The sequence below is a fragment of the Teichococcus aestuarii genome, from assembly GCF_042651065.1.
GTDB lineage: Bacteria > Pseudomonadota > Alphaproteobacteria > Acetobacterales > Acetobacteraceae > Pseudoroseomonas > Pseudoroseomonas aestuarii.
Genome location: NZ_JBHSCH010000074.1, coordinates 1 through 19,903 on the forward strand (window position 1 = coordinate 1; position 19,903 = coordinate 19,903).

19 protein-coding genes and 1 pseudogene are annotated in these 19,903 nt (G+C 72.6%); 8 read left to right on the forward strand and 12 right to left on the reverse strand.

Translation table 11 applies throughout. The features are described from left to right. Positions 1 to 30: 30 nt before the first annotated feature. Positions 31 to 1,581, forward strand: a pseudogene (locus tag ACFOY6_RS20485) (DNA translocase FtsK); the annotation flags it as partial. Then, positions 1,574 to 2,119 carry a GNAT family N-acetyltransferase gene (locus ACFOY6_RS20490; protein WP_379652100.1) on the forward strand — a complete coding sequence of 182 codons (546 nt, stop codon included), beginning with the start codon at positions 1,574 to 1,576 and terminating at the stop codon, positions 2,117 to 2,119. The pseudogene ACFOY6_RS20485 and the gene ACFOY6_RS20490, both read left to right, overlap by 8 nt. On the opposite strand, the gene mdoH is transcribed toward ACFOY6_RS20490, so the two are convergent. From mdoH to ACFOY6_RS20525, 7 genes are all read right to left on the reverse strand, one after another. After that, a complete protein-coding gene (gene mdoH, locus ACFOY6_RS20495; protein ID WP_379652101.1) occupies positions 2,074 to 3,846 on the reverse strand; it encodes a glucans biosynthesis glucosyltransferase MdoH in 1,773 nt (590 codons plus the stop codon). The two genes, ACFOY6_RS20490 and mdoH, sit on opposite strands and share 46 nt — an antisense overlap. A gap of 86 nt (positions 3,847 to 3,932) precedes the next feature. Beyond that, on the reverse strand, positions 3,933 to 5,021 hold the full coding sequence (locus ACFOY6_RS20500; RefSeq protein WP_109517907.1) for a malate/lactate/ureidoglycolate dehydrogenase: 1,089 nt from the start codon (positions 5,019 to 5,021) through the stop codon (positions 3,933 to 3,935). Positions 5,022 to 5,109: 88 nt separating this feature from the next. Then, complete coding sequence (locus ACFOY6_RS20505) at positions 5,110 to 5,865, reverse strand: SDR family oxidoreductase (protein ID WP_109517906.1); 756 nt, start codon at positions 5,863 to 5,865, stop codon at positions 5,110 to 5,112. 16 nt (positions 5,866 to 5,881) lie between these two features. Continuing rightward, positions 5,882 to 6,982, reverse strand: a complete 1,101-nt coding sequence (locus ACFOY6_RS20510; protein WP_109517905.1) for an ABC transporter ATP-binding protein — start codon at positions 6,980 to 6,982, stop codon at positions 5,882 to 5,884. Positions 6,983 to 6,998: 16 nt separating this feature from the next. Continuing rightward, positions 6,999 to 7,892: a carbohydrate ABC transporter permease gene (locus tag ACFOY6_RS20515; RefSeq protein ID WP_109517904.1), complete on the reverse strand. Its 894-nt coding sequence runs from the start codon at positions 7,890 to 7,892 to the stop codon at positions 6,999 to 7,001. Between the two features lies 1 nt (position 7,893). After that, positions 7,894 to 8,832, reverse strand: coding sequence for a carbohydrate ABC transporter permease (locus tag ACFOY6_RS20520; protein WP_109517903.1), 939 nt, complete (start codon positions 8,830 to 8,832; stop codon positions 7,894 to 7,896). Between the two features lie 92 nt (positions 8,833 to 8,924). Beyond that, positions 8,925 to 10,280 carry an ABC transporter substrate-binding protein gene (locus ACFOY6_RS20525; RefSeq protein ID WP_109517902.1) on the reverse strand — a complete coding sequence of 452 codons (1,356 nt, stop codon included), beginning with the start codon at positions 10,278 to 10,280 and terminating at the stop codon, positions 8,925 to 8,927. A 158-nt stretch (positions 10,281 to 10,438) separates the two neighbouring features. Between ACFOY6_RS20525 and ACFOY6_RS20530 the strand changes: the two genes are divergently transcribed. The 3 genes from ACFOY6_RS20530 to ACFOY6_RS20540 are packed head-to-tail and all read left to right on the forward strand — an operon-like array spanning position 10,439 to position 13,175. Further along, complete coding sequence (locus ACFOY6_RS20530; RefSeq protein ID WP_379652102.1) at positions 10,439 to 11,557, forward strand: NAD(P)/FAD-dependent oxidoreductase; 1,119 nt, start codon at positions 10,439 to 10,441, stop codon at positions 11,555 to 11,557. Next, a complete protein-coding gene (locus tag ACFOY6_RS20535; RefSeq protein WP_379652103.1) occupies positions 11,554 to 12,558 on the forward strand; it encodes a threonine ammonia-lyase in 1,005 nt (334 codons plus the stop codon). Before ACFOY6_RS20530 ends, ACFOY6_RS20535 begins: the two co-directional genes overlap by 4 nt. Further along, positions 12,555 to 13,175 (forward strand): DUF1345 domain-containing protein, encoded by a 621-nt coding sequence (locus tag ACFOY6_RS20540; RefSeq protein ID WP_379652104.1) that lies wholly within the window; start codon positions 12,555 to 12,557, stop codon positions 13,173 to 13,175. The genes ACFOY6_RS20535 and ACFOY6_RS20540 overlap by 4 nt, the downstream gene beginning before the upstream one ends. Before the next feature lie 38 nt (positions 13,176 to 13,213). Here the strand turns inward: ACFOY6_RS20540 and ACFOY6_RS20545 are convergent, their stop codons facing one another. Next, complete coding sequence (locus ACFOY6_RS20545; RefSeq protein ID WP_181378196.1) at positions 13,214 to 13,375, reverse strand: hypothetical protein; 162 nt, start codon at positions 13,373 to 13,375, stop codon at positions 13,214 to 13,216. Positions 13,376 to 13,403: 28 nt separating this feature from the next. Beyond that, positions 13,404 to 14,756 carry an isocitrate lyase gene (gene aceA, locus ACFOY6_RS20550; protein ID WP_379652105.1) on the reverse strand — a complete coding sequence of 451 codons (1,353 nt, stop codon included), beginning with the start codon at positions 14,754 to 14,756 and terminating at the stop codon, positions 13,404 to 13,406. 153 nt (positions 14,757 to 14,909) lie between these two features. Between aceA and ACFOY6_RS20555 the strand changes: the two genes are divergently transcribed. From ACFOY6_RS20555 to ACFOY6_RS20565, 3 genes are all read left to right on the forward strand, one after another. Continuing rightward, positions 14,910 to 16,295, forward strand: a complete 1,386-nt coding sequence (locus tag ACFOY6_RS20555) for a helix-turn-helix domain-containing protein (RefSeq protein WP_379652106.1) — start codon at positions 14,910 to 14,912, stop codon at positions 16,293 to 16,295. A gap of 76 nt (positions 16,296 to 16,371) precedes the next feature. After that, a complete protein-coding gene (locus tag ACFOY6_RS20560) occupies positions 16,372 to 17,094 on the forward strand; it encodes an aspartate/glutamate racemase family protein (protein ID WP_379631350.1) in 723 nt (240 codons plus the stop codon). Positions 17,095 to 17,126: 32 nt separating this feature from the next. Further along, positions 17,127 to 17,558, forward strand: a complete 432-nt coding sequence (locus ACFOY6_RS20565) for a PaaI family thioesterase (protein ID WP_109517895.1) — start codon at positions 17,127 to 17,129, stop codon at positions 17,556 to 17,558. Between the two features lie 65 nt (positions 17,559 to 17,623). On the opposite strand, the gene ACFOY6_RS20570 is transcribed toward ACFOY6_RS20565, so the two are convergent. The 3 genes from ACFOY6_RS20570 to ACFOY6_RS20580 all read right to left on the reverse strand — a co-directional run. Further along, a complete protein-coding gene (locus ACFOY6_RS20570) occupies positions 17,624 to 18,208 on the reverse strand; it encodes a histidine phosphatase family protein (protein WP_379652107.1) in 585 nt (194 codons plus the stop codon). Then, complete coding sequence (locus ACFOY6_RS20575) at positions 18,205 to 19,464, reverse strand: MFS transporter (RefSeq protein WP_379652108.1); 1,260 nt, start codon at positions 19,462 to 19,464, stop codon at positions 18,205 to 18,207. The genes ACFOY6_RS20570 and ACFOY6_RS20575 overlap by 4 nt, the downstream gene beginning before the upstream one ends. Before the next feature lie 74 nt (positions 19,465 to 19,538). Next, positions 19,539 to 19,903, reverse strand: a 365-nt coding sequence (locus ACFOY6_RS20580; RefSeq protein WP_379652109.1) for a hypothetical protein, incomplete at its 5' end; no start/stop codon positions are given.

Below are 19,903 nucleotides of genomic sequence, written 5' to 3' on the forward strand. Positions count from 1 at the left end.
AGCTGATCAGCGCCAGCAGCAGCCCGAGGCCGCCCAGCGCCAGCACCAGCCCCAGCAACTCCGCGCCGCGCCGCCGCAGCGCCGCCGCTCGACCTGCTGACCCCGCCCCCCGCGCGCCGCGCCAGCGGCCCGGACGAGGCGGCGCTGCAGGCCAATGCCCGGCTGCTGGAGACGGTGCTGGAGGATTACGGCGTGCGCGGCCGCATCGTCGAGATCCGCCCCGGCCCGGTGGTGACGCTCTACGAGCTGGAGCCGGCCCCCGGCACGAAATCCGCCCGCGTCATCGGCCTGGCCGACGACATCGCCCGCAGCATGAGCGTGATGGCGGTGCGCATCGCCACCGTCCCCGGCCGCAACGTCATCGGCATCGAGCTGCCGAACGACAAGCGGGAGATGGTGTTCTTCTCCGAGATGATGGCGGCCGAGGACTGGGTGCGCCACACCGCCCGCCTGCCGCTGGCGCTCGGCAAGGACATCGGCGGCGCGCCCGTCATCGCCGACCTCGCGCGGATGCCGCACCTGCTGATCGCCGGCACCACCGGCTCGGGCAAGTCGGTCGGCATCAACACCATGATCCTGTCGCTGCTCTACCGGTTCAGCCCGGATGAGTGCCGCTTCATCATGATCGACCCGAAGATGCTGGAGCTGTCGGTCTATGACCGCATCCCGCACCTGCTGGCGCCGGTGGTGACGGAGCCGCCCAAGGCGATCGGCGCGCTGAAGTGGACGGTGCGCGAGATGGAGCGGCGCTACCGCGCCATGAGCCAGCTCGGTGTCCGCAACATCGGCGGCTACAACGAGAAGGTGCAGGCGGCGCTGGCGCGCGGCGAGGTGCTGACCCGCCGCGTGCAGACCGGCTTCGACCCCGACACCGGCAAGCCGGTGTTCGAGGACCAGCCCCTGGCGCTGGCGCCGCTGCCGATGATCGTCGTCGTCATCGACGAGATGGCGGACCTGATGATCGTCGCCGGCAAGGAGATCGAGGCGGCGGTGCAGCGGCTGGCGCAGATGGCGCGCGCCGCCGGCATCCACGTCATCATGGCGACGCAGCGGCCCTCGGTGGATGTCATCACCGGCACCATCAAGGCCAACTTCCCGACGCGCATCTCCTTCCAGGTGACCAGCAAGATCGACAGCCGCACCATCCTGGGCGAGATGGGCGCCGAGCAGCTGCTCGGCCAGGGCGACATGCTGCACATGGCCGGCGGCGGCCGCGTGGCCCGCGTGCACGGCCCCTTCGTCTCGGATGCCGAGGTGGAGAAGGTGGTGGAGTTCCTGCGCGAGCAGGGCGAGCCGGCCTATATCGAGGAGGTCACCGAGACCGATGACGAGGAGGGCGGCGAGTCCGGCCTCTCCGGCATCGCCGGCGCCGGCGATGGCGAGAAGGGGCTGTTCGACCAGGCCGTGGCGCTGGTGACGCGCGAGGGCAAGGCCAGCACCTCCTTCATCCAGCGGCACCTCTCCATCGGCTACAACCGCGCCGCCAAGCTGATCGAGCAGATGGAGAAGGAGGGCGTGGTCGGGCCCGCCAACCATGTCGGCAAGCGCGAGGTGCTGGCGCGGCGCAGCGACGATGACTGAGCGGGCGCCGGGGGAGGCTCCCGCCCCGGCGGCCGGCTTCACCATCCGCCGCCTCGGCCCCGGGGATGCCCCGCTGTTCCGCGCGCTGCGGCTGGAGGCGCTGGAACGCCACCCCGAGGCCTTCGGCGCCAGCCTGGAGGATGAGGCGGCGCAGCCCGAGGCCTGGTTCGCGGCGCGGCTCGAGGACAGCGCCGTCTTCGCCGGCTGGCAGCCGGGCGCGGCGGAGCCGGAGGGGCTGATGGCGCTCGCCCTGCCCCGCGCGGCCAAGACACGGCACAAGGGGCTGCTCTGGTCGGTCTACCTGCGGCCCGGGGCACGCGGCAGCGGCCTGGCGCCGGCCCTGCTGGCGGCGGTGCTGGACCATGCGCGGGGCCGGGTGGAGGAAGTGCGGCTCAGCGTGGTGGCAGGCAACGACACGGCCCGGCGGCTCTACGAGCGCGCCGGCTTCACCGCCTGGGCGCTCGAGCCGCGCGCGCTGAAGGTGGCGGGGCGCTACTTCGACGAGGTGCTGATGCGCCTCCGCCTCGTGGCGGACTGAGCGGCGCGGCGCGCGCCGCCCTCCTCCGGCGTGCAGGCCACGCCCATGCGCCGCAGCCGGCGGGAGAATCCCGGGTCCGCCGTCACCACCGCGAAGGGGATGCCCAGCACCAGCGGCCCGAGAAAGGGCAGGCCCCAGATCCAGGCCGTGCCGCCCGCCGCCAGCAGCGCCGCCATCAGCGCCACGCCCAGCGCCGTCGGTGCCCACAGCAGCCGTGCCGCATCGGCCCAGCGCACGCCCAGCGCATCCCGGTTCTGCGGCTGCCAGCCGGTGCGGCCGGCGAAGGGCAGGGCCAGCAGGAACAGCGCCTTGCTGGCCAGGCTCACCGGGTCCAGCAGCGTGGTGAAGCCGGTCTCGGCGAGCGCCCCGCGCAGCACGGCGCGGCGGCCGCCATAGGCTGCCGCGCGCTCCGGCCGCAGCAGCAGCTCCAGGTAGCCGGCGAGCTTCGGCGCGTGGATCGCCGCCCAGTTGGCCAGCAGAAGCGCCGCCAGCGCGCCCGGCGGCGTGGCCGCGCCGCTGCCGGTGGCGGCGTTCAGCACCGCCGCCACCAGCACCAGCAGCCAGAGCGGCGCCGAGAGGAACAGCAGGATGGCCTGCGCCAGCTGCCAGCGGCCCATCGGCGTCAGCCCCGGCAGGCGCAGCAGCCGCCAGTACTGCATGTTGCCGGCGCCCCAGCGCCGGTCGCGGATGAGGAAGTCCGGCAGGGTGGGCGGGTTGCCCTCCAGGCTGCCCGCCTCGATAGGCAGGCAGCGCACCTTCCAGCCGGCGGCGTGCAGCCGCACCGCCTCGATCTGGTCGTGGCTGAGGATCGGGCTGCCATCGGGCAGCGGCTCCAGCCGGGCATGGGCGCGGAAGGGCGCCACGCGCAGCAGGGCGTTGTGCCCCCAGTAGGGGCCCTGGTCGAGCTGCCACCAGGCCTGGCCGGTGGCCCAGCTCCGCATCCCCGCCCGCATGCCGTACTGGAACAGCCGGGTGAAGGCGCTGCGCGCCGGCCGGCCGACGATGAGCTGCTGGACGATGGCCAGCCTGGAATCCGCCTCCATCACCGCCACCAGCCGCAGCACCGCCTCGGCCGACATCTCCGAATCGGCGTCGAGGCAGAGGAAGAATTCATGGCCGGCGCCGTGGCGGTCGAGGAAGTCCATCACGTTGCCGGCCTTGAAGCCGGTGTTCTGCGCCCGGCGGCGGTAGCGCACCGCCACGGGGCGGCCGGCGCGCAGCCGGGCGAAGCCGGCGATCGCCGCCTCCTCCCGCGCGGCGAGGGCCGGCTCCTGCGTGTCGGAGAGGAACCAGAGGGTGAAGCGGTGGCCCGCCCCGGCCGCCTCCAGCCCGTCCAGCAGCCGGGCGAGGGGGGGCAGCACCCCCGCCATCGCCTCGTTGCGCAGGCAGACGACGATGGCGGTGGCGGCGCGGGGCGGCGGCGGCGCGGCGCGCAGGAGCTGCGGCACCACCCGCGCCGCTGGCTCGGCGTGGCGCAGCCGCAGCGCGAGGCCCACCAGCGCGTTGCCGGCGCAGAGGCAGCTCCAGGGCAGGGTGCCGAGCCAGGCGGCCAGCAGCACCCCCTCCCACAGGGTCCAGCCGCCGGGGGCGAGCACCCGCAGCATCAGCAGCAGGAGCCCCAGGCCCAGCGCCAGGCAGAGGCAGAGAAAGGCCGCGCGGCGGAGGCGCGGCCGCTCGGGCGGCGCGGGGGGAAGCGGCGCGGGAGGAAGCGGCGGGGGGGGCGTCACGCGCCGCTTCTGGCCGGCGATCGTGGCGGGATTGCGCCGGCTTCGTGGAAAGTTCGGGGGCCGCGGCGCGCCGGCCCCCGCTTCCCTCAGGCCGGGGCGGCGATGCCGAGCGAGGCGGCGGTCTGCAGCAGGCCGGTCCAGGTGTCGGGCTGCAGCGGCACGCCGCGGGCCAGGCGCTCGGCGCGGGTGCGGGCCTCCGGCTCGCCGGGCAGCAGCACGGGCTGGCCGGGCTTCGCCGGGCGGCTCGAGGCCACCCACTCCACATAGGCCTGGCCCATCTCCTGGAAGGCCGCCTCGGTGCCGAAATGCGCCGGCGAGAGGTAGATGGAGAGCATGCCGTTGGTGATGCGCCCGCGCCCCTCCACCGGGCCGGAAGTGCCGCCGGCGGTGAAGGCGCCGGCCAGCAGCTCGCACATCAGCGCGAGGCCCGAGCCCTTGTGCTCGCCGAAGGCGCGGATGGCGCCGGCGCCGCCCGCCGGGTTGCGCGGCCCGATCGGCGGATAGTCGCCATACAGGGTGTGCGGGTCGCCCGAGAGGGTGCCGTCCGGCTCGATCAGCGCGTCCTTCGGCAGCGCCTTGCCGCCATTGGAGGCGACCAGCACCTTGCCCTCGGCCACATGCGAGGTGGCGAAGTCCAGCACCACGGGGCGGCCCTGCAACGGCGCGCCGATGGCGATGGGGGCGGTGGAGAAGCGCCGCTCGACGCCGCCGAAGGGCGCCACCAGCACGGAACCCGCCACGTTGACGAGGTGGATGGAGATGAGCCCCTCCGCTAGCGCCATCTCGGCATAGTGGCCGATGCGGCCGACATGCCCGGCGTTTCGCAGCGCGATAACGGCGGCGCCGTGCTGCTTCGCGCGGGCGATGCCCATCTCGGCGGCCTGCCGCGCCACGGTCTGGCCGAAGCCGAAATCGGCGTCGAGCAGGGCGAAGGCGCCGCCATCGGTCACGATTCGCGGGGTGCGGCCGAAATGCACATGCCCCGCCTGGTGCCACTCGATGTAGCGCGGCACCCGCACCACGCCGTGGCTATCATGCCCGGCGAGGTTGGCGCCGAGCAGGTGGTGGGCGATGCCCGCCGCCTCCTCCGCCCCGCTGCCGGCGGCGACGAAGATGTCGCGCACCAGGGTCTCCAGGGTTTTGGCATCGATCAGCACGGGGGGATGGGCGTCCATGGGGCGTTCCTGCACGTTTCTTGGTGCGTGCAGCATGGCGCACGGGGCGCGCTTGGCAAGCCATGCCGCGCGCGCCCCGCCTCCGCCGTCACGGCATCGCCGCCACCTTCTGCGCCTGCGCCGCCTGGAAGCGGTTCCAGGTGGGGGTCACCAGCATCTCGTTGATGCAGACCCGCTCCGGCATGGTGGCGACGAACAGCACGGCCTGCGCGATGTCCTCCGGCTGCAGCATCCGCGCCCGCTCCTCGGCCGGCACCGGCTCGGGGCGGAAGTCGAGGATGGGGGTCACCACCTCGCCCGGGCAGATGCAGGTGGAGCGGATGTTGTGGATGCCGTTCTCGGCGTTCAGCGAGGCGGAGAGGGCGACGAAGCCGCTCTTGGCCGCGATGTAGCCGGGGCCGGAGACGGCGGAGACGCCCTTGCCGGCCATCGAGGCGATCTGCACGATCAGCCCGCCGCCCTGCGCCTTCATCCCCGGCAGCACCGCCAGGCTGGTGAGGAAGGGTGCGCGCAGGTTGCCATCGACCAGCGTGCCGACATCGCCGGCGGAGAGCTGGTGCCAGTGGCGGCGCGGCACGTTGACGCCGGCATTGTTCACCAGCAGGCCGATGCCGCCCAGCGCCCCGGCCACCGCGGCGGTGGCCTGCTCCACGGCGGCGGCATCGGTCAGGTCGGCGGTGACGATGTGCGACTCGGTGCCCGCCGGCAGCAGCGCCGCCGTCTCCTCCAGCGGCGCGCGGCGCCGCCCGGTGAGCGCCAGCCGCCAGCCGGCCCCCGCCAGCGCCACCGCGACGGCGCGCCCGATGCCGGTGCCAGCCCCTGTCACCCAGGCGGTCTTGTTCATGCCTCGCTCCCTGACGTCAGAGGACCCGTCCCGATTGCGGGTCCAGGATGTGCATGTTGCTCATGTCCACGGCCATCGGCAAAGGCTGGCCGGGCGCGGCGGGGGCCAGGGGGTCGACGCGGCCGCAGATCTCGGCGCCCGCCATCTTGAAGTGCACCAGGGTCTCCATGCCCATCGGCTCGGTCACCTCGGGGGTCGCGGTCATCGGCGCGAAATGCGGGCGGTCGAGGTTCTTGGCCTCGGTCAGGTGCTCGGGGCGGATGCCGAACAGGATCTCCCGGCCGGCGAGGTTCTGGTAGCGCGCGGTGCGCTCGGCCGGCACGGGCAGCACGATGTCGTTCGGCAGGTGGACGCGCAGCGCGCCGGCGCCGTTCTCCAGCCGGCCGGGGATGAAGTTCATCGCCGGGCTGCCGATGAAGCCGGCGACGAAGCGCGTCTTGGGGTTGTGGTACAGCTCCTGCGGCGAGCCGACCTGCTCGATGATGCCGCCATTCATCACCACCACGCGGTCGGCCAGCGTCATCGCCTCCACCTGGTCGTGGGTGACGTAGACGGTGGTGGTGCGCACCGTCTGGTGCACCTTCTTGATCTCGGTGCGCATCTGCACGCGCAATTTCGCATCCAGATTCGACAGCGGCTCATCGAAAAGAAAAACCTTCGGGTCGCGCACGATGGCGCGGCCCATGGCGACGCGCTGCCGCTGGCCGCCCGAGAGCGCCTTCGGCTTGCGCTCCAGCAGCGGCGTGATGTCGAGGATGCGGGCCGCGTTGTCGACGCGCCGCTTGATCTCCTCCTTCGGGAACTTCCGCAGCATGAGCCCGAAGGCCATGTTGTCGAACACCGTCATGTGCGGGTAGAGCGCGTAGTTCTGGAACACCATGGCGATGTCGCGGTCGCGCGGCGGCACGTCGTTGATGACCTTGCCGCCGATGGCGATCTCGCCATCCGAGATCTCCTCGAGCCCCGCGATCATCCGCAGCGTGGTGGACTTGCCGCAGCCGGAGGGGCCGACCAGCACCACGAACTCGTGGTCCGCGATGTCGAGGTCGATGCCCTTCACGGCCTGCACGCCACCCTCATAGGCCTTCACCACCTTGCGGAGCGTTACCTGCGCCATTCTTCGTTCTCCTCCCTCAGCCCTTGGTGGCGCCGGCCGTCAGGCCCGCGATGTAGTAGTCCATCAGGAATGCGTAGACGAGCAGCGGCGGCAGCGCGGCCATCAGCGCGCCGGCCATGATCTTGCCCCACTGGAAGGTGTCCGCCCGGATCAGGTCGGAGACGATGCCGACCGTCAGCACCATCTGGTCCGAGGAGACCAGGAAGGCGATCGGGTAGATGAAGGCCGCCCAGCTCACCGTGAAGGCGAAGATCATCGCCGCCAGGATGCCCGGCAGCGCCACGGGGATGAAGATCTTCCACAGCATCTGCAAATGCCCGGCGCCGTCGATCAGCGCCGCCTCGTCCAGCTCCTTCGGGATGGAGGCGAAGTAGCCGATCATGATCCAGGTGCAGAAGGGCACCGTCAGCGTCGGGAAGATCAGCACCATGGCCCACATGTTGTTGTACAGGCCAAGGCTGCCGATGATCTGGAACATCGGGATGAAGAGCAGCGTCTCCGGCACCAGGTAGGTGAGGAAGACGCCGGTGGCGAGGGTGGCGCTGCCCCAGAACTTCATCCGCGCCAGGGCGAAGGCCGCCATCACCGAGATGATCATGCTGATGACGACGGTGCAGGTGGTGACGATGACCGAGTTGCGGAAATGGATCAGGTAGTTCCCCTCGGTCAGCAGCTCCCAGTAGTTCTGCAGCGTCGGCGCCGAGACGATCCAGGGGTTGCCCGAGAGGTCGGCGATCTCGGCCGAGCTCTTCAGGCTGGTCATCAGCATGTGGAAGGGCGGGATCATGAAGAACAGCACGAAGACGGCCAGCGCGATGTAGGCGCCGATCAGCGCCCAGCGCCGTTCCCGCTTCAGGCTGCCATGCTTGATCTCGGCGGGGACGAAGGGTGTCGCGGTGGTGCTGCTCATCTCACGCCATCTCCTTCGAGCGCTTGTTGACGCCGCGCAGCGTGAAGATCGCGAAGACCGCCAGCAGCGGGAACATGAACAGGCTCACCGAGGCGCCGAGCGGGATGTCGCCCGACTGGATGCCGACCTGGAAGGCGTAGGTGGCGAAGACATGCGTGGTGTCCTGCGGCCCGCCATTGGTCAGGATGCGGACGATGTCGAAATTGGCGAAGGTGACGATCAGGCTGAACAGCACGGTGATCGAGATGATGTTGCGCATCATCGGGAAGGTCACGTAGCGCAGCTTCTGCCAGCCGCTCGCGCCGTCGATCGCCGCCGCCTCGTAGAGCTGGTCGGGCACCGACTTCAGCGCCGCGAGGTACATGATCATGAAGAAGGGCGAGCCGTACCAGACGTTGACCAGGATCACCGAGAAGCGTGCCCAGCCGGCCTGGCCGAGCCACGGCACCGGGTCCACGCCGATGCCCATCAGCGCCCAGTTGAAGGCGGAGTAGGACGGGTCGAACAGCCACCACCAGGCCAGCGTCGAGATGGCGGGCGGGATCACCCAGGGCACCAGCAGCATGCCGCGCCATTTCCGCTGCCCCTTGGAGGGGAGGGCGTGCAGCACATGCGCCAGGACGAAGCCGATCAGCGCCTTCAGCAGCACCGCCGAGACGGCGAACAGCACCGACTGGAACACCACGTTCCAGAAGGTCTCGCGCCCCAGCAGGAAGGTGAAGTTCTCCCAGCCGATGAAGCGCGTCATGCGCTTGTTCAGCATGGAGAGGTAGAGCGCGTAGAGGAACGGATAGACCACCAGCCCGAGGATCAGCAGGATCAGCGGCAGCGTCAGCAGGAAGGCGACGGTGGAATTCCGGCGCGACAGGCGCTTCAACGCGCCGCCGCGCGGCGGCGCGGCGGCCGGAGCGGCCGGTACGGAGAGCGTGCCTTGGGACATCCCAGACTCCCTCGCGGTTGCGGGAGATGATGCGGGGCGCGCGGGCCGCTGCCGGCCCACGCGCCCCCTTCAGCCTATGGCCGGCGCGGCCATCAGCCGCGCTTGAAGCCTTCGATCTCGCGTTCCGCCCAGGCGATGGCGCGGTCCGGCGTCTCGTTGTTCTGCACCACGCGGGCGATCATCTTCGCCTGGATGCCCTGGTTGTACATCTGCACCGCGATCTCCGGCGGCGCCGGGTAGCAGGCGATGAACTGCTGCGAGTTGTGGTGCGGCTTGACCGGGTAGTTGTAGACCACGCCCGGCGGCGGGCCCTCCGTCTCCCAGGTCTTGAAGTCGGTCATGCTGGTGAAGGGCGGGATGTCGTAGCCGTTGCTGGCCTTGACCATCAGCTCCGCCTGCTCGCGCTGGCTGAGGTATTCCACCAGCGCCTTCGCCGCGCCCTTGTTGCGGCTGAAGCTCCAGACGCCCCAGAAATACGGCAGGTAGGGGGTGAAGCGCCCCTGCGCGCCCGCCGGGGCGGGGAAGCTCCAGCACTGCTCGGCCACCTGCGGCGCGTCGCGCTTGGCCACCGCCCAGGCGGAGGGCGGGTTGAAGATCAGCGCCGACTTGCCGGAGATCAGCGCCCGGTTGTTCGAGGCGTCGTCCCAGGAGAACACGTCGCCCGGCAGGAAGGTGCAGAGCTGCTTGGCGTATTCCAGCACCTTCCGCACATTGTCGGACTTGGCGGTGATGTCGCCCTTGCTGTTCACCAGCTCGGCGCCGAAGGAGCGGAACAGGCTGCCGATCCAGTCCGTCGCGTCGGTGAACTGGCCGATCGGCAGGCCGAAGGAGAAGCCCGCCTTGTGGCTGGCTTCCGCCGCCTTCAGGAAGGTGTCCCAGTTCCAGTTGCCGGCGGTGCTGCCGGGGTTGGCGTTGGCCGGGAACATCGCCTGGATGTCGATGCCGGCATGCTGCTTCAGCAGGTCCATGCGGCCGAGCGCCGGCTTGTTCTGGCTGCCGGAGATGGCCGGCACGGCGCGCCACTTGCCCTCCACCTTCGCCAGGTATTCGACGATCGGGTTCAGCGCGCCGTATTTCCCGCTGAGCCGGCCCATGATGTCGTCCATGGGTTCCAGCAGCTCGGACTTGGCATGCACCTCCCAGGTGGGGAAGGAGAGCATGTCGTGGCCCTGCTTCGCCTGGCTCTCGGCGGCGATGGTCAGCAGGTTCTTGTTGCCGACCGAGGTGATGAAGTCGAGCTGGATCTCGACCTTGTTCTTCTGCCCCCAGTCCATGACGATGCGGCGCATCTCGTCATTGCCGGCGGGAACCCAGTGGTCCCACAGGCCGAGGGCCAGCCGTCCGCCGGACGTCTGGCCATGCACATTCACCAGGGGGAGAGCGCTGGCCGCGGCGCCCAGCGCGCCCGCGCGCAGCACACCGCGACGGGTAAACCCGTTGCCTTCCATTCGGTAACCTCCTTGCAAGGACGGCTTCCGCCGCCACGGGCCTTATGGCCACTCGTTGCGGGAGGGAGGTTAGGCGGTGGTGGCGCGTCCTTGCAACGTTTCCTGCATCGCCGCGCGCCGCCTTGCCGGCATTTCATCGCGCAACCAGGATGCGCCCCATGCAGACCGAACGCTTCGAGGCCATCGTCATCGGCGCCGGCATGGCGGGCGCCACCGCCGCGGCGCATCTCTCCGCCACCCGCCGCGTGGCGCTGCTGGAGGCGGAGGAGAGCGCCGGCTACCACACCACCGGCCGCTCCGCCGCGCTGTGGGAGCCGAACTGGGGCAACCCGGATGTGCGCGCGCTGACCCGCGCCTCCCGCGCCTTCCTCGATTCACCGCCGCCCGGCTTCGGCGCGGCGCCGCTGGTGCGGCCGCGCGGCGCGCTGCACCTGGCGCCGGCGGAGCAGGTGCCGGCGCTGGAGCGGGCGCTGGCCGAATGCCCGGATTTCCGCCCCCTCACGCCGGAGGCGGCGCGCGCCCTGGTCCCCGCCCTGCGCCCCGGCTACGCCGCCGCCGCCGCGCTGGAGCCGGATGTGCTGGATATCGACGTGGCGGCGCTGCACCAGGGCTTCCTCGGCCAGCTCCGGCGCGCCGGGGGCGTGCTGGCGCTGCGCCGCCGCGCTGGCCGCGTCTGGAGGGAGGCCGGGCTGTGGCGGGCCGAGACCGCCACGGGCGAGGTCTTCGCCGCGCCCGTGCTGGTCAACGCCGCCGGCGCCTGGGGCGACGCGGAGGCGCGCGCCGCGGGCCTGCGGCCGCTCGGCCTGCGGCCCCTGCGCCGCACCGCGCTGATCGTCGACCCCGCGCCCTGGGCGGTGGCGGAGTGGCCGCTGCTCGGCGATGTCGGCGCCACCTGGTACGCCCGCGCCGAGGCGCGCGGCCGGCTGATGCTCTCCCCCGCCGACGAGACCGCCTGCGACCCCTGCGACGCGGCGCCGGAGGAGATGGACATCGCCATCGCCGTGGACCGGGCGACGCAGGCGCTCGACATCGCGGTGCGCCGGGTGGAGCATGCCTGGGCCGGGCTGCGCAGCTTCCTGCCGGACCGCTCCCTGGCGATCGGCCCGGCCGAGGAGGCGGGCTTCTTCCACATGATCGGGCAGGGGGGCTATGGCATCCAGACGGCGCCGGCCCAGGGCGCGCTGCTGGCCGCCCTGGTCAACGGCACCGACCCCGGGCCACTCTCCGCCATCCTGCCGCTGGTCGATCCGCGCCGCTGCCACGAGGTGACTGCATGAACGCCATCCTTCCGCCGCTTCCCACCCATGCCGACGTGCTGGCCGCCGCCGCGCGGCTGCGCGGCCGCGTGGTGCGCACGCCGATGCTGCGCCACCCGCTGCTGGACGAGATCGCCGGCGGCACGGTGCTGGTGAAGCCCGAGCCCTTGCAGCGCACCGGCAGCTTCAAGTTCCGCGGCGCCACCAACGCCGTGCTGAAGCTGACGCCGGAGCAGCGCGCGGCGGGGGTGGTGACGCATTCCTCCGGCAACCATGGCCAGGCCGTGGCCTGCGCCGCCGCCGCCGAGGGCGTGCGCGCGCTGATCGCGATGCCGCAGGACGCGCCTGCCATCAAAGTGGAGAGCACCCGCCGCTGGGGCCCCGAGATCACCTTCTTCGACCGCGCCACGACGGACCGCGAGGTGCTGGCGGCGCGGCTGGCCGGGGAGCGCGGCGCCACCGTGCTGCCGCCCTTCGACCATCCGGACGTCATCGCCGGCCAGGGCACGCTGGCGCTGGAGCTGGTGGAGGATGCGCGCGCCGCCGGGCACGCGCTGGAGGCGCTGGCGGTGTGCACCGGTGGCGGCGGCCTCATCGCCGGCTGCGCGCTGGCCATCGAGGGCGCCTCGCCCGGCACCGAGGTCTGGGCGGTGGAGCCGGAGGGGTGGGACGACACCGCCCGCTCGCTGGCCGCCGGCGAGCGGCTGGCCAATGACGGCCACGGCGCGCTGCTGTGCGACGCGCTGCTCTCCATGCGCCCCGGCGCGCTGACCTTCGCGGTGAACCAGGCACGGCTGAAGGCGGGCGTGGCGGTGAGCGAGGCGGAGGTGTTCCGCGCCATGCGCCTGGCCTTCGAGGCGCTGAAGATCGTGGTGGAGCCGGGCGGCGCGGTGGCGCTGGCGGCGGTGCTGGCGGGCAAGGTGCCGGCGCGCGGCCGCACGGTGGGGCTGGTGCTCTCCGGCGGCAATGTGGACCCGGCGGTGTTCGCGCGCGCCCTGTCAGCGAGCCCCATGGCGGCATGACGGGGCCGCTGCGCCGGCTGCGCATCAGCACCCTGTCGCTGCTGGCGGGGCTGGCGGGGGGCGCCGCCGCCTTCGGCTTCGGGCTGCACTGGCTGCACGCGGCCCTGGCCGGCTGGTGCGCGCTGGTGCTGGCGCATCTGGCGCTGCTGCTGCGCCGCCTCTGGTCCGCCGGGCCGGAGGCGATGCGCCGCCACGCCGAGATCACCGACGAGCGCCGCGTCATGGTGCTGACGCTCTCGCTGCTCGCCGCCGCCACCTCGGTGGCGGGGGTGGGGCTCGACGTGGCGATGCGCCCGGGCGGCATCCCTGCCTTCGGCGTGGTGACGGTGGCGCTCTCCTGGCTCTACATCCACACGCTGTTCGCGCAGGACTATGCGCGGGAGTTCTACCTCACCGGCGGCGGCATCCGCTTCCATGGCGGCGCCGGGAATCCGGCCTTCTCCGAGTTCCTCTATCTCTCCATCGGCGTCGGCACGACCAATGGCGTGACGGATGTGGACACGCATTCGGCGCCGATCCGCCGCATCGCCACGCTGCACAGCATCATCGCGTTCTTCTTCAACACGGTGATCATCGCCGGCACGGTCGGCATCGTCGGCGGCCTGCTCGGCGGATAGCGGCGGGCCGGGGGCGCTTCCTCCCCCGGCCCGGCCTCTCAGTGGCCCATCGTGTCGTCGCGGAAGGCCGTGCTCGGCGTCGGGATGGAGGCCGCCTCCGGCGGACCCTTCAGCCCGTGCAGGGCGGGCGGGATGGCCGGCTCGGTCGCCCAGTTGTGGCTGTGCACCAGGCCGTCGTCGAAATCGTCGTCATGCGTCATGGTCGTGTTTCCCTGTGTCCTGCGTTGCTTACTTGGCCATTGCCGGCGCGTGCGCGGCGTCGTGGCCATCGTCGTGGAACTGGGCCGTCTCGGTGCTGTGCGCCATGGCGGTGGTGCTGGCGGTGCCGCCCGAGGCGGCGGTGGCCACCGCGTCGAAATAGCTGACGCCCACCTCGCGCTGGTGGCGCGTGGCGGTGTAGCCCTCCGCCTCGGCGGCGAACTCGGCCTGCTGCAGTTCGGAATAGGCCGCCATGCCGCGCTCCTTGTAGCCGCGGGCGAGCCGGAACATGCCGTAGTTCAGCGAGTGGAAGCCGGCCAGCGTGATGAACTGGAACTTGTAGCCCATCTCCCCCAGCTCGCGCTGGAAGCGGGCCGCCGCCGCCTCGCCCATCTTGCGCTTCCAGTTGAAGCTGGGCGAGCAGTTGTAGGCCAGCAGCTTGCCGGGGAATTCCTTGTGGATGGCCTCGGCGAAGGCGCGGGCGTCGTCGAGGTCGGGGTCGGAGGTCTCCCACCACAGCAGGTCGGCATAGGGCGCGTAGGCCAGGCCGCGGGCGATGGCGTACTGCTTGCCCACGCCTGGCTTGATGCGGTGGAAGCCCTCGGCCGTGCGCTCGCCGCTGATGAAGGGGCGGTCCCGCTCATCGACATCGGCGGTCAGCAGCTGCGCGCTCTCGGCATCCGTGCGGCAGAGCAGCACGGTGGGCACGCCCTCCACATCGGCGGCGAGGCGCGCCGCGTTCAGCGTGCGGATGTGCTGGCTGATCGGCACCAGCACCTTGCCGCCGAGATGGCCGCACTTCTTCTCGCTGGCCAGCTGGTCCTCGAAATGCACGCCGGCGGCGCCGGCCTCGATCATCGCGCGGGTCAGCTCATAGGCGTTCAGCGCGCCGCCAAAGCCGGCCTCGGCATCGGCGATGATCGGCGCCATCCACGGGGTGTCGTCCTGCGCCTTGCCCTGCGCCGCCTCCATATGGGCGATCTGGTCGGCGCGGCGCAGCGCGGCGTTGATGCGCTTGATCACCTTCGGCACCGAATCCACCGGGTAGAGAGACTGGTCCGGGTACATCTCGCCGGCCGAGTTGGCGTCCGCCGCCACCTGCCAGCCGGAGAGATAGATGGCCTTCAGCCCCGCCTTCACCTGTTGCAGCGCCTGGTTGCCGGTGAGCGCGCCCAGCGTGTTCACATAGGGCTCGCTGTGCAGCAGCTGCCACAGGCGGCGGGCGCCCATCTCGGCCAGGGTGTGCTTCACCCGGAAGGAGCCGGCCAGCGCCTCGACCTCGGCTTGGGTGTAGTCGCGCCGGATGCCGGCGAAGCGGTCGCCGGAGGAGCCGCTGGCGGCGCCGCCATCGGGGGCGCGGAGGGGGGCGGGGATGTGACGCATGCCTTGGGTCTCCTGATGCTGCTTGAGGCGCTCGGCCTGTGCGTCAATAATTCACATTGCGGGCGCGAAGTTCACCCGGCATCTTGCTGTTGCAGGCGCAACAAGGTGGCGGGCTTCACAGTCCGGCCCGTAAATCTGTAAAGGTTGTAAAGAATGTCCCGCCCGCTGATCGGCCGCACCGTCCGGCGCCTGCGCCAGGAGCAGGGGCTGACGCAGCAGGCCCTGGCCGCCCGCCTCGGTATTTCCGCCAGCTACCTGAACCTGATCGAGCACGACCAGCGCGCCGTCACCGCCGCGCTGCTCATCAAGCTGGGCCAGACCCTGCAGGTCGACCTCGCCGCCCTCTCCGGCAACCAGGAGCGGCAGCTCGAGAGCCAGCTGCGCGAGGTGCTGGCCGATCCGCAGCTCGGCCTGGAGGCCTTGCCGGAGGAGGAGCTGCGCCTGCTCGCCGGCAGCGCGCCCAATGCCGGTCGCGCCATGCTCGCCCTCTACCGCGCGCTGCGCGTGGCGCGGGAGGATGCCAGCGGCATCGCGCTCCCCAGCGGCCGGCGCATCCTGCTGCCCACCGAGGAGGCGCGCGACTTCTTCCACGAGCGCGCCAATGTCTTCCCCGCGCTGGAGGCGGTGGCGGAGCGCATCGGCGCCGAGCTGGGCGCGGCGCCCGCCGAGCTGAACCACGCCATCGCCGAGCGGCTGCGCCACCGGCACGACCTGCGCGTGCGCGTCGTGCCGCTGGAAGGGAGCCTGCGCCGCTACGACCCCGCCGCGCGGCTGCTGGAACTCTCCGAGCACCTGCCGCGCGAGAGCCGCGGCTTCCAGATGGCCTTCCAGCTTATGCTGCTGGAGGCGCGCGAGGCGGTGGAGGAGATCCTGGCCCCCGCCGCGCCCAGCACCCAGGAGGCGGCGGCGCTGATCCGCATCGGCCTGCTCAACTACGCGGCGGGCGCGCTGCTGATGCCCTATGCCGCCTTCCTCGCCGCCGCCCGCGCCCTGCGGCATGACCTCGACCTGCTGGCCGCGCGCTTCGGCGTCAGCTTCGAGCAGGTGGCGCACCGCCTTTCCACCCTGCAGCGGGAAGGGGCGCGCGGCGTGCCCTTCTTCTTCCTGCGCGTCGATCCCGCCGGCAACGTGGACAAGCGCTTCTCGGCGGCGGGCTTCCCCTTCGCGCGCTTCGGCGGCTCCTGCCCGCGCTGGGTGGTGCACACCGCCTTCGCCACGCCGGGCGCCCTGCGCGTGCAGCTGGCCGAGCTGCCGGACGGCGCCGCCTTCCTCTGCTTCGCCCGCACCGTCACGGGGCCGAGCCGGTGGGGCGAGCCGGCGCCGGTGCATGTCGTCGCCATGGGGTGCGACATCGGGCGGGCCGCGGAGGTGGTCTATGCGGACGGGCTGGACCTGCAGCGCGCGCGCACCGGCATCGGCCTCTCCTGCCGCCTGTGCGACCGTGCCGAGTGCCGCTCCCGCGCCTTCCCGCCGCTGGAGCACCGGCTCAACCTGGACCCGCACGAGGAAAGCGCGGCACCCTACCGGTTCTCGAAGTAGCGGGGGCGCCGCCCCCGCGCCCCCGCCGGGGTGACAGGGTCACCCCGGACCCCGCCAGTTCCTTCAGGGCCGCCGCATGCGAATCCTCCTGCTCAACGGCAACACCGACAGCGCGATGACGGAGCGGATGCGCGCGCTGGCCACGGCGGCGCTGCCGCGGCTCGGCCTGGCGCATGTCGCGCTCGTGCCCGCCACGGCGCGCTTCGGCGCGCGCTACATCGCCAGCCGGGTGGCGGCGGCCATCGCCGGGCACGCGGTGCTGGAGCAGGTGGCGGAGCACGCCGGCAGCGTCGATGCCATCGCCATCGCCTGCTTCGGCGATCCGGGGCTGGACGCGGCGCGGGAGCTGGCGGGCATCCCCGTCACCGGCATGGCGGATGCGTCGCTCGCCCTCGCGCTCGCCGCGCATCCGCGCGTGGCGCTGCTGACGGGCGGCGCCGCCTGGGTGCCGATGCTGGAGGAATTCGCCCTCTCCCGCGGCTGGCCGCGCGAGCGGGTGCTGGTGCGCGCCGTGGCGCCGACGGGCGACATGATCGCGCGGGAGCCGGAGCGCGCCCTGGCCCTGCTGGCGGATGCGGCGGAAGACGCGGTGGCGGAGGGCGCCGCCTGCGTGGTGCTGGGCGGCGCCGGGCTGGCCGGGCTGGCGCCGCATCTCGCGCCGCGCCTCGCCGTGCCGGTGCTGGACAGCCTGGAATGCCTGCTGCGCCACGCCGCCACGCCGCTGCCCGTGCCGCCCCCGCCGGGCCGGACGCCGACCGCCGGCCTCTCCCCCGCCCTGGCGGCCCGGCTGGCGCCTTGACGTGCTGCGCCGCAGCAGGCAGGCAAACGCCCATGTCCAAGACCGACCTCGCCTCCCCGGCGCCGCCCTATCATGACCTCATCGGCATCCGCCTCACCGAGTGGCGGGATGGCTATGCCTGCGTCGTCTGCGACGCCGATGCGCGCCACCACAACCGCAGCGGCATCGTCCATGGCGGCGTGATCCTCTCGCTGCTCGACCAGGCGGCGGCCTTCGCCGGCCTCTGGTGCAGCGTGCCGGGCAACATCCGCAAGGCGGTGACGATCGACCTGGATTGCCGCTTCACCGGCCAGGTGTCGGAGGGCGAATTGCGGGCCGAGGGCAAGGTGGTCTCGCGCGGCCGCAACATCTTCTTCGCCCGCACCGAGGTGTTCGACGCGGCGGGCAAGATGGTGGCCTTCGGCGCCTCCACCCATCGCTGGCGCGCCGGCAGCGAGACGGTGGAAGGCAGCCCGGCGGGCTGACGGAAAGAGATGGCGGTGGGCCGGGGGTAGATGTCCTTCCTGACCCCTGGCGCCGCGCTTGTGTCCTAGGCCAGCCCGGCATCCTCGAAGGCTGTCCATCCGCACAGCAGGTGGCGGCTCTCCCGCCCGAAGACGTAGAGATTGCCGCCGCCACGCCCCGGCTGGTCCTCGGCGCGGGAGATCGGCCGCCCGGCGAGGTGGCAGAGCAGCAGCGCCCCCACCGCCCCATGCGCGACGATGGCCACCTCGCCCTTGCTCTCCGCCAGCACCGCTTCCACCGCCGCCACCATGCGGGCCTGCGCGTCCACCGCCCGCTCCCAGCCGCGCACGCTCTCCTCGGGCCGGGCGAAGAAGGCATCGGCCATCGCCTCGAATTCCGGCGGCGGGAGGTAGCCGGTGGCGCTGCGGTCGTTCTCGCCGAGGCCAGGATGCACCCGCACCGGCAGGCCGGTGGCGGCGGCGAGGCATTCCGCCGTCTCCCGCGCCTTGCGCTCGGCGCTGCTGGCGATGTGCCGCAGGCCCCGCGCCCAGGGGAGCCGCGCCAGCGCCTCCGCCCGCGCCCGGCCGCGCGGGGCGAGGCCCCATTCGGTGACCGCCACGGCCGGGTCGATCGCCACCTCGGGGTGGGTGAGCAGCCAGGCGCGGCTCATCGCCGGGGCTCCCTGACGGTCAGGAGGATGGCGCCGCCCAGCGCCAGGAAGCCCAGCACGGTGGCCATGCCGGCGCGCTGGCTCTGCGTGGCGGCGGTGACGAGGGCCAGCACCGCCGGCCCCATGAAGCCGGTGATGCGCCCCGAGAGGGCGAAGAGGCCGAAATGCGCCGCCACCTCGTCGGGCGGCGCCAGCCGCGCCATGTAGCTGCGCGAGGCCGATTGCGCCGGTCCGATGAACAGGCCGAGCGCCAGGGCCAGCGCCCAGAACACGCCCTTGTCCTCGGCCAGCACCACGCCCAGGCCGAGCCCCAGCAGCGCCGCCAGCGCCACCAGGATGGTGCGCCGCGCGCCCAGCCGGTCCTCCAGCAGCCCGAAGCCGGCGGCGCCCAGCCCGGCGGTGACGTTGAGCGCGATGCCGAACAGCAGGATCTCGTCGAAGCCCATGCCGAAGGTGCCGGCGGCGTAGATGGCGCCGAAAGCGAACAGCGTGTTCAGCCCGTCCGTGTAGAACAGCCGCGCCAGCAGGAAGCGCGCCAGCACGGGGTTGCGCGGCAGCCCCCGCAGCAGCGCGCCGATCTCGCCCACGCCCTGGCGGATGGCCGTGCCCCAGGCCGGGCGCGGCGGCGGCGGGTCGGGCAGCAGCACCAGCACCGGCCAGCCGAAGCCCAGCATCCAAACCGCCACCAGCAGGGCGGTGGCACGCACATGCTCGGCCGCGCCGCGGTCCAGGCCGAGGGGCGAGGGGTCGGGCCGCACCAGCAGCAGCAGCGCCACCACCAGGCAGGCGAGGCCCCCCGCATAGCCCAGCCCCCAGGCGAGGCCGGAGAGCCGCCCCACCCGCTCGGGCGGCGCCACCTGCGGCAGCATGGAATTGTAGAACACCGTGCCCAGCTCGAACCCCACCGTGGCGATGCCGACGCAGGCCAGCGCCCAGAGCGCGCTGCCCGGCTCCGGCGTGGCGAACCAGACCAGGCCGGTGGCGATGGCGGTGAGCAGGGTGCAGGCCAGCAGCATCATCCGCCGCCGCCCGCCGGCATCGGCCACGGCGCCGAGCAGGGGGGAGAGCAAGGCGATGGCGATGCCCGCCCCCGTCTGCATCCAGCCCCACTGGGCCTGGCCGGTGGCGGGGTCGGGCGCGATTCCCTGGGTGAAGTAGGCGGCGATGACAAAGGTGGAGACGACGGTGGGGAAGGCGCTGTTGGCCCAGTCATACAGGGCCCAGGCCCAGGCCTGGCGCGAGAAGCGGGTGTTCATGGGGGGGCAGACTGCCCCGGAGGAAGGCCGGGGGGAATGAATTCCCCCCGGACCCCCCATCTTTTTTCTGCCGGTCAGGCGATGCGGGAGAGTTCCCGCACCGCCACCGTCACGCCCGCCAGGTCGGGGCGCGAGGCCGCCTCCTGGGCGATGCGCATGGCCGTCTCCGCCTGCGGCAGCGCGCCCTTCAGCGCGCGGGCGGCGAGGCGGGTCTGCAGATCGGCCAGGTCGTCCAGCAGCGCGGCCTTGGCGCGGGTGCCGAAGGGGCCGTTGGCCGGGGCCTGCGTCGCCGCCAGCCGCAGGCCGGGGAGGTGGAAGCTCTCCCCCACCGCGGCCCAGGCGCGGGCGGCCTCGTCCGGCGGCACGGCGGCCTGGGCGGCCAGCCGCACGATGGCCGGCGCCATCTCCAGCGCCCGCGCGGCGGCGGCGAGGGGGTCCA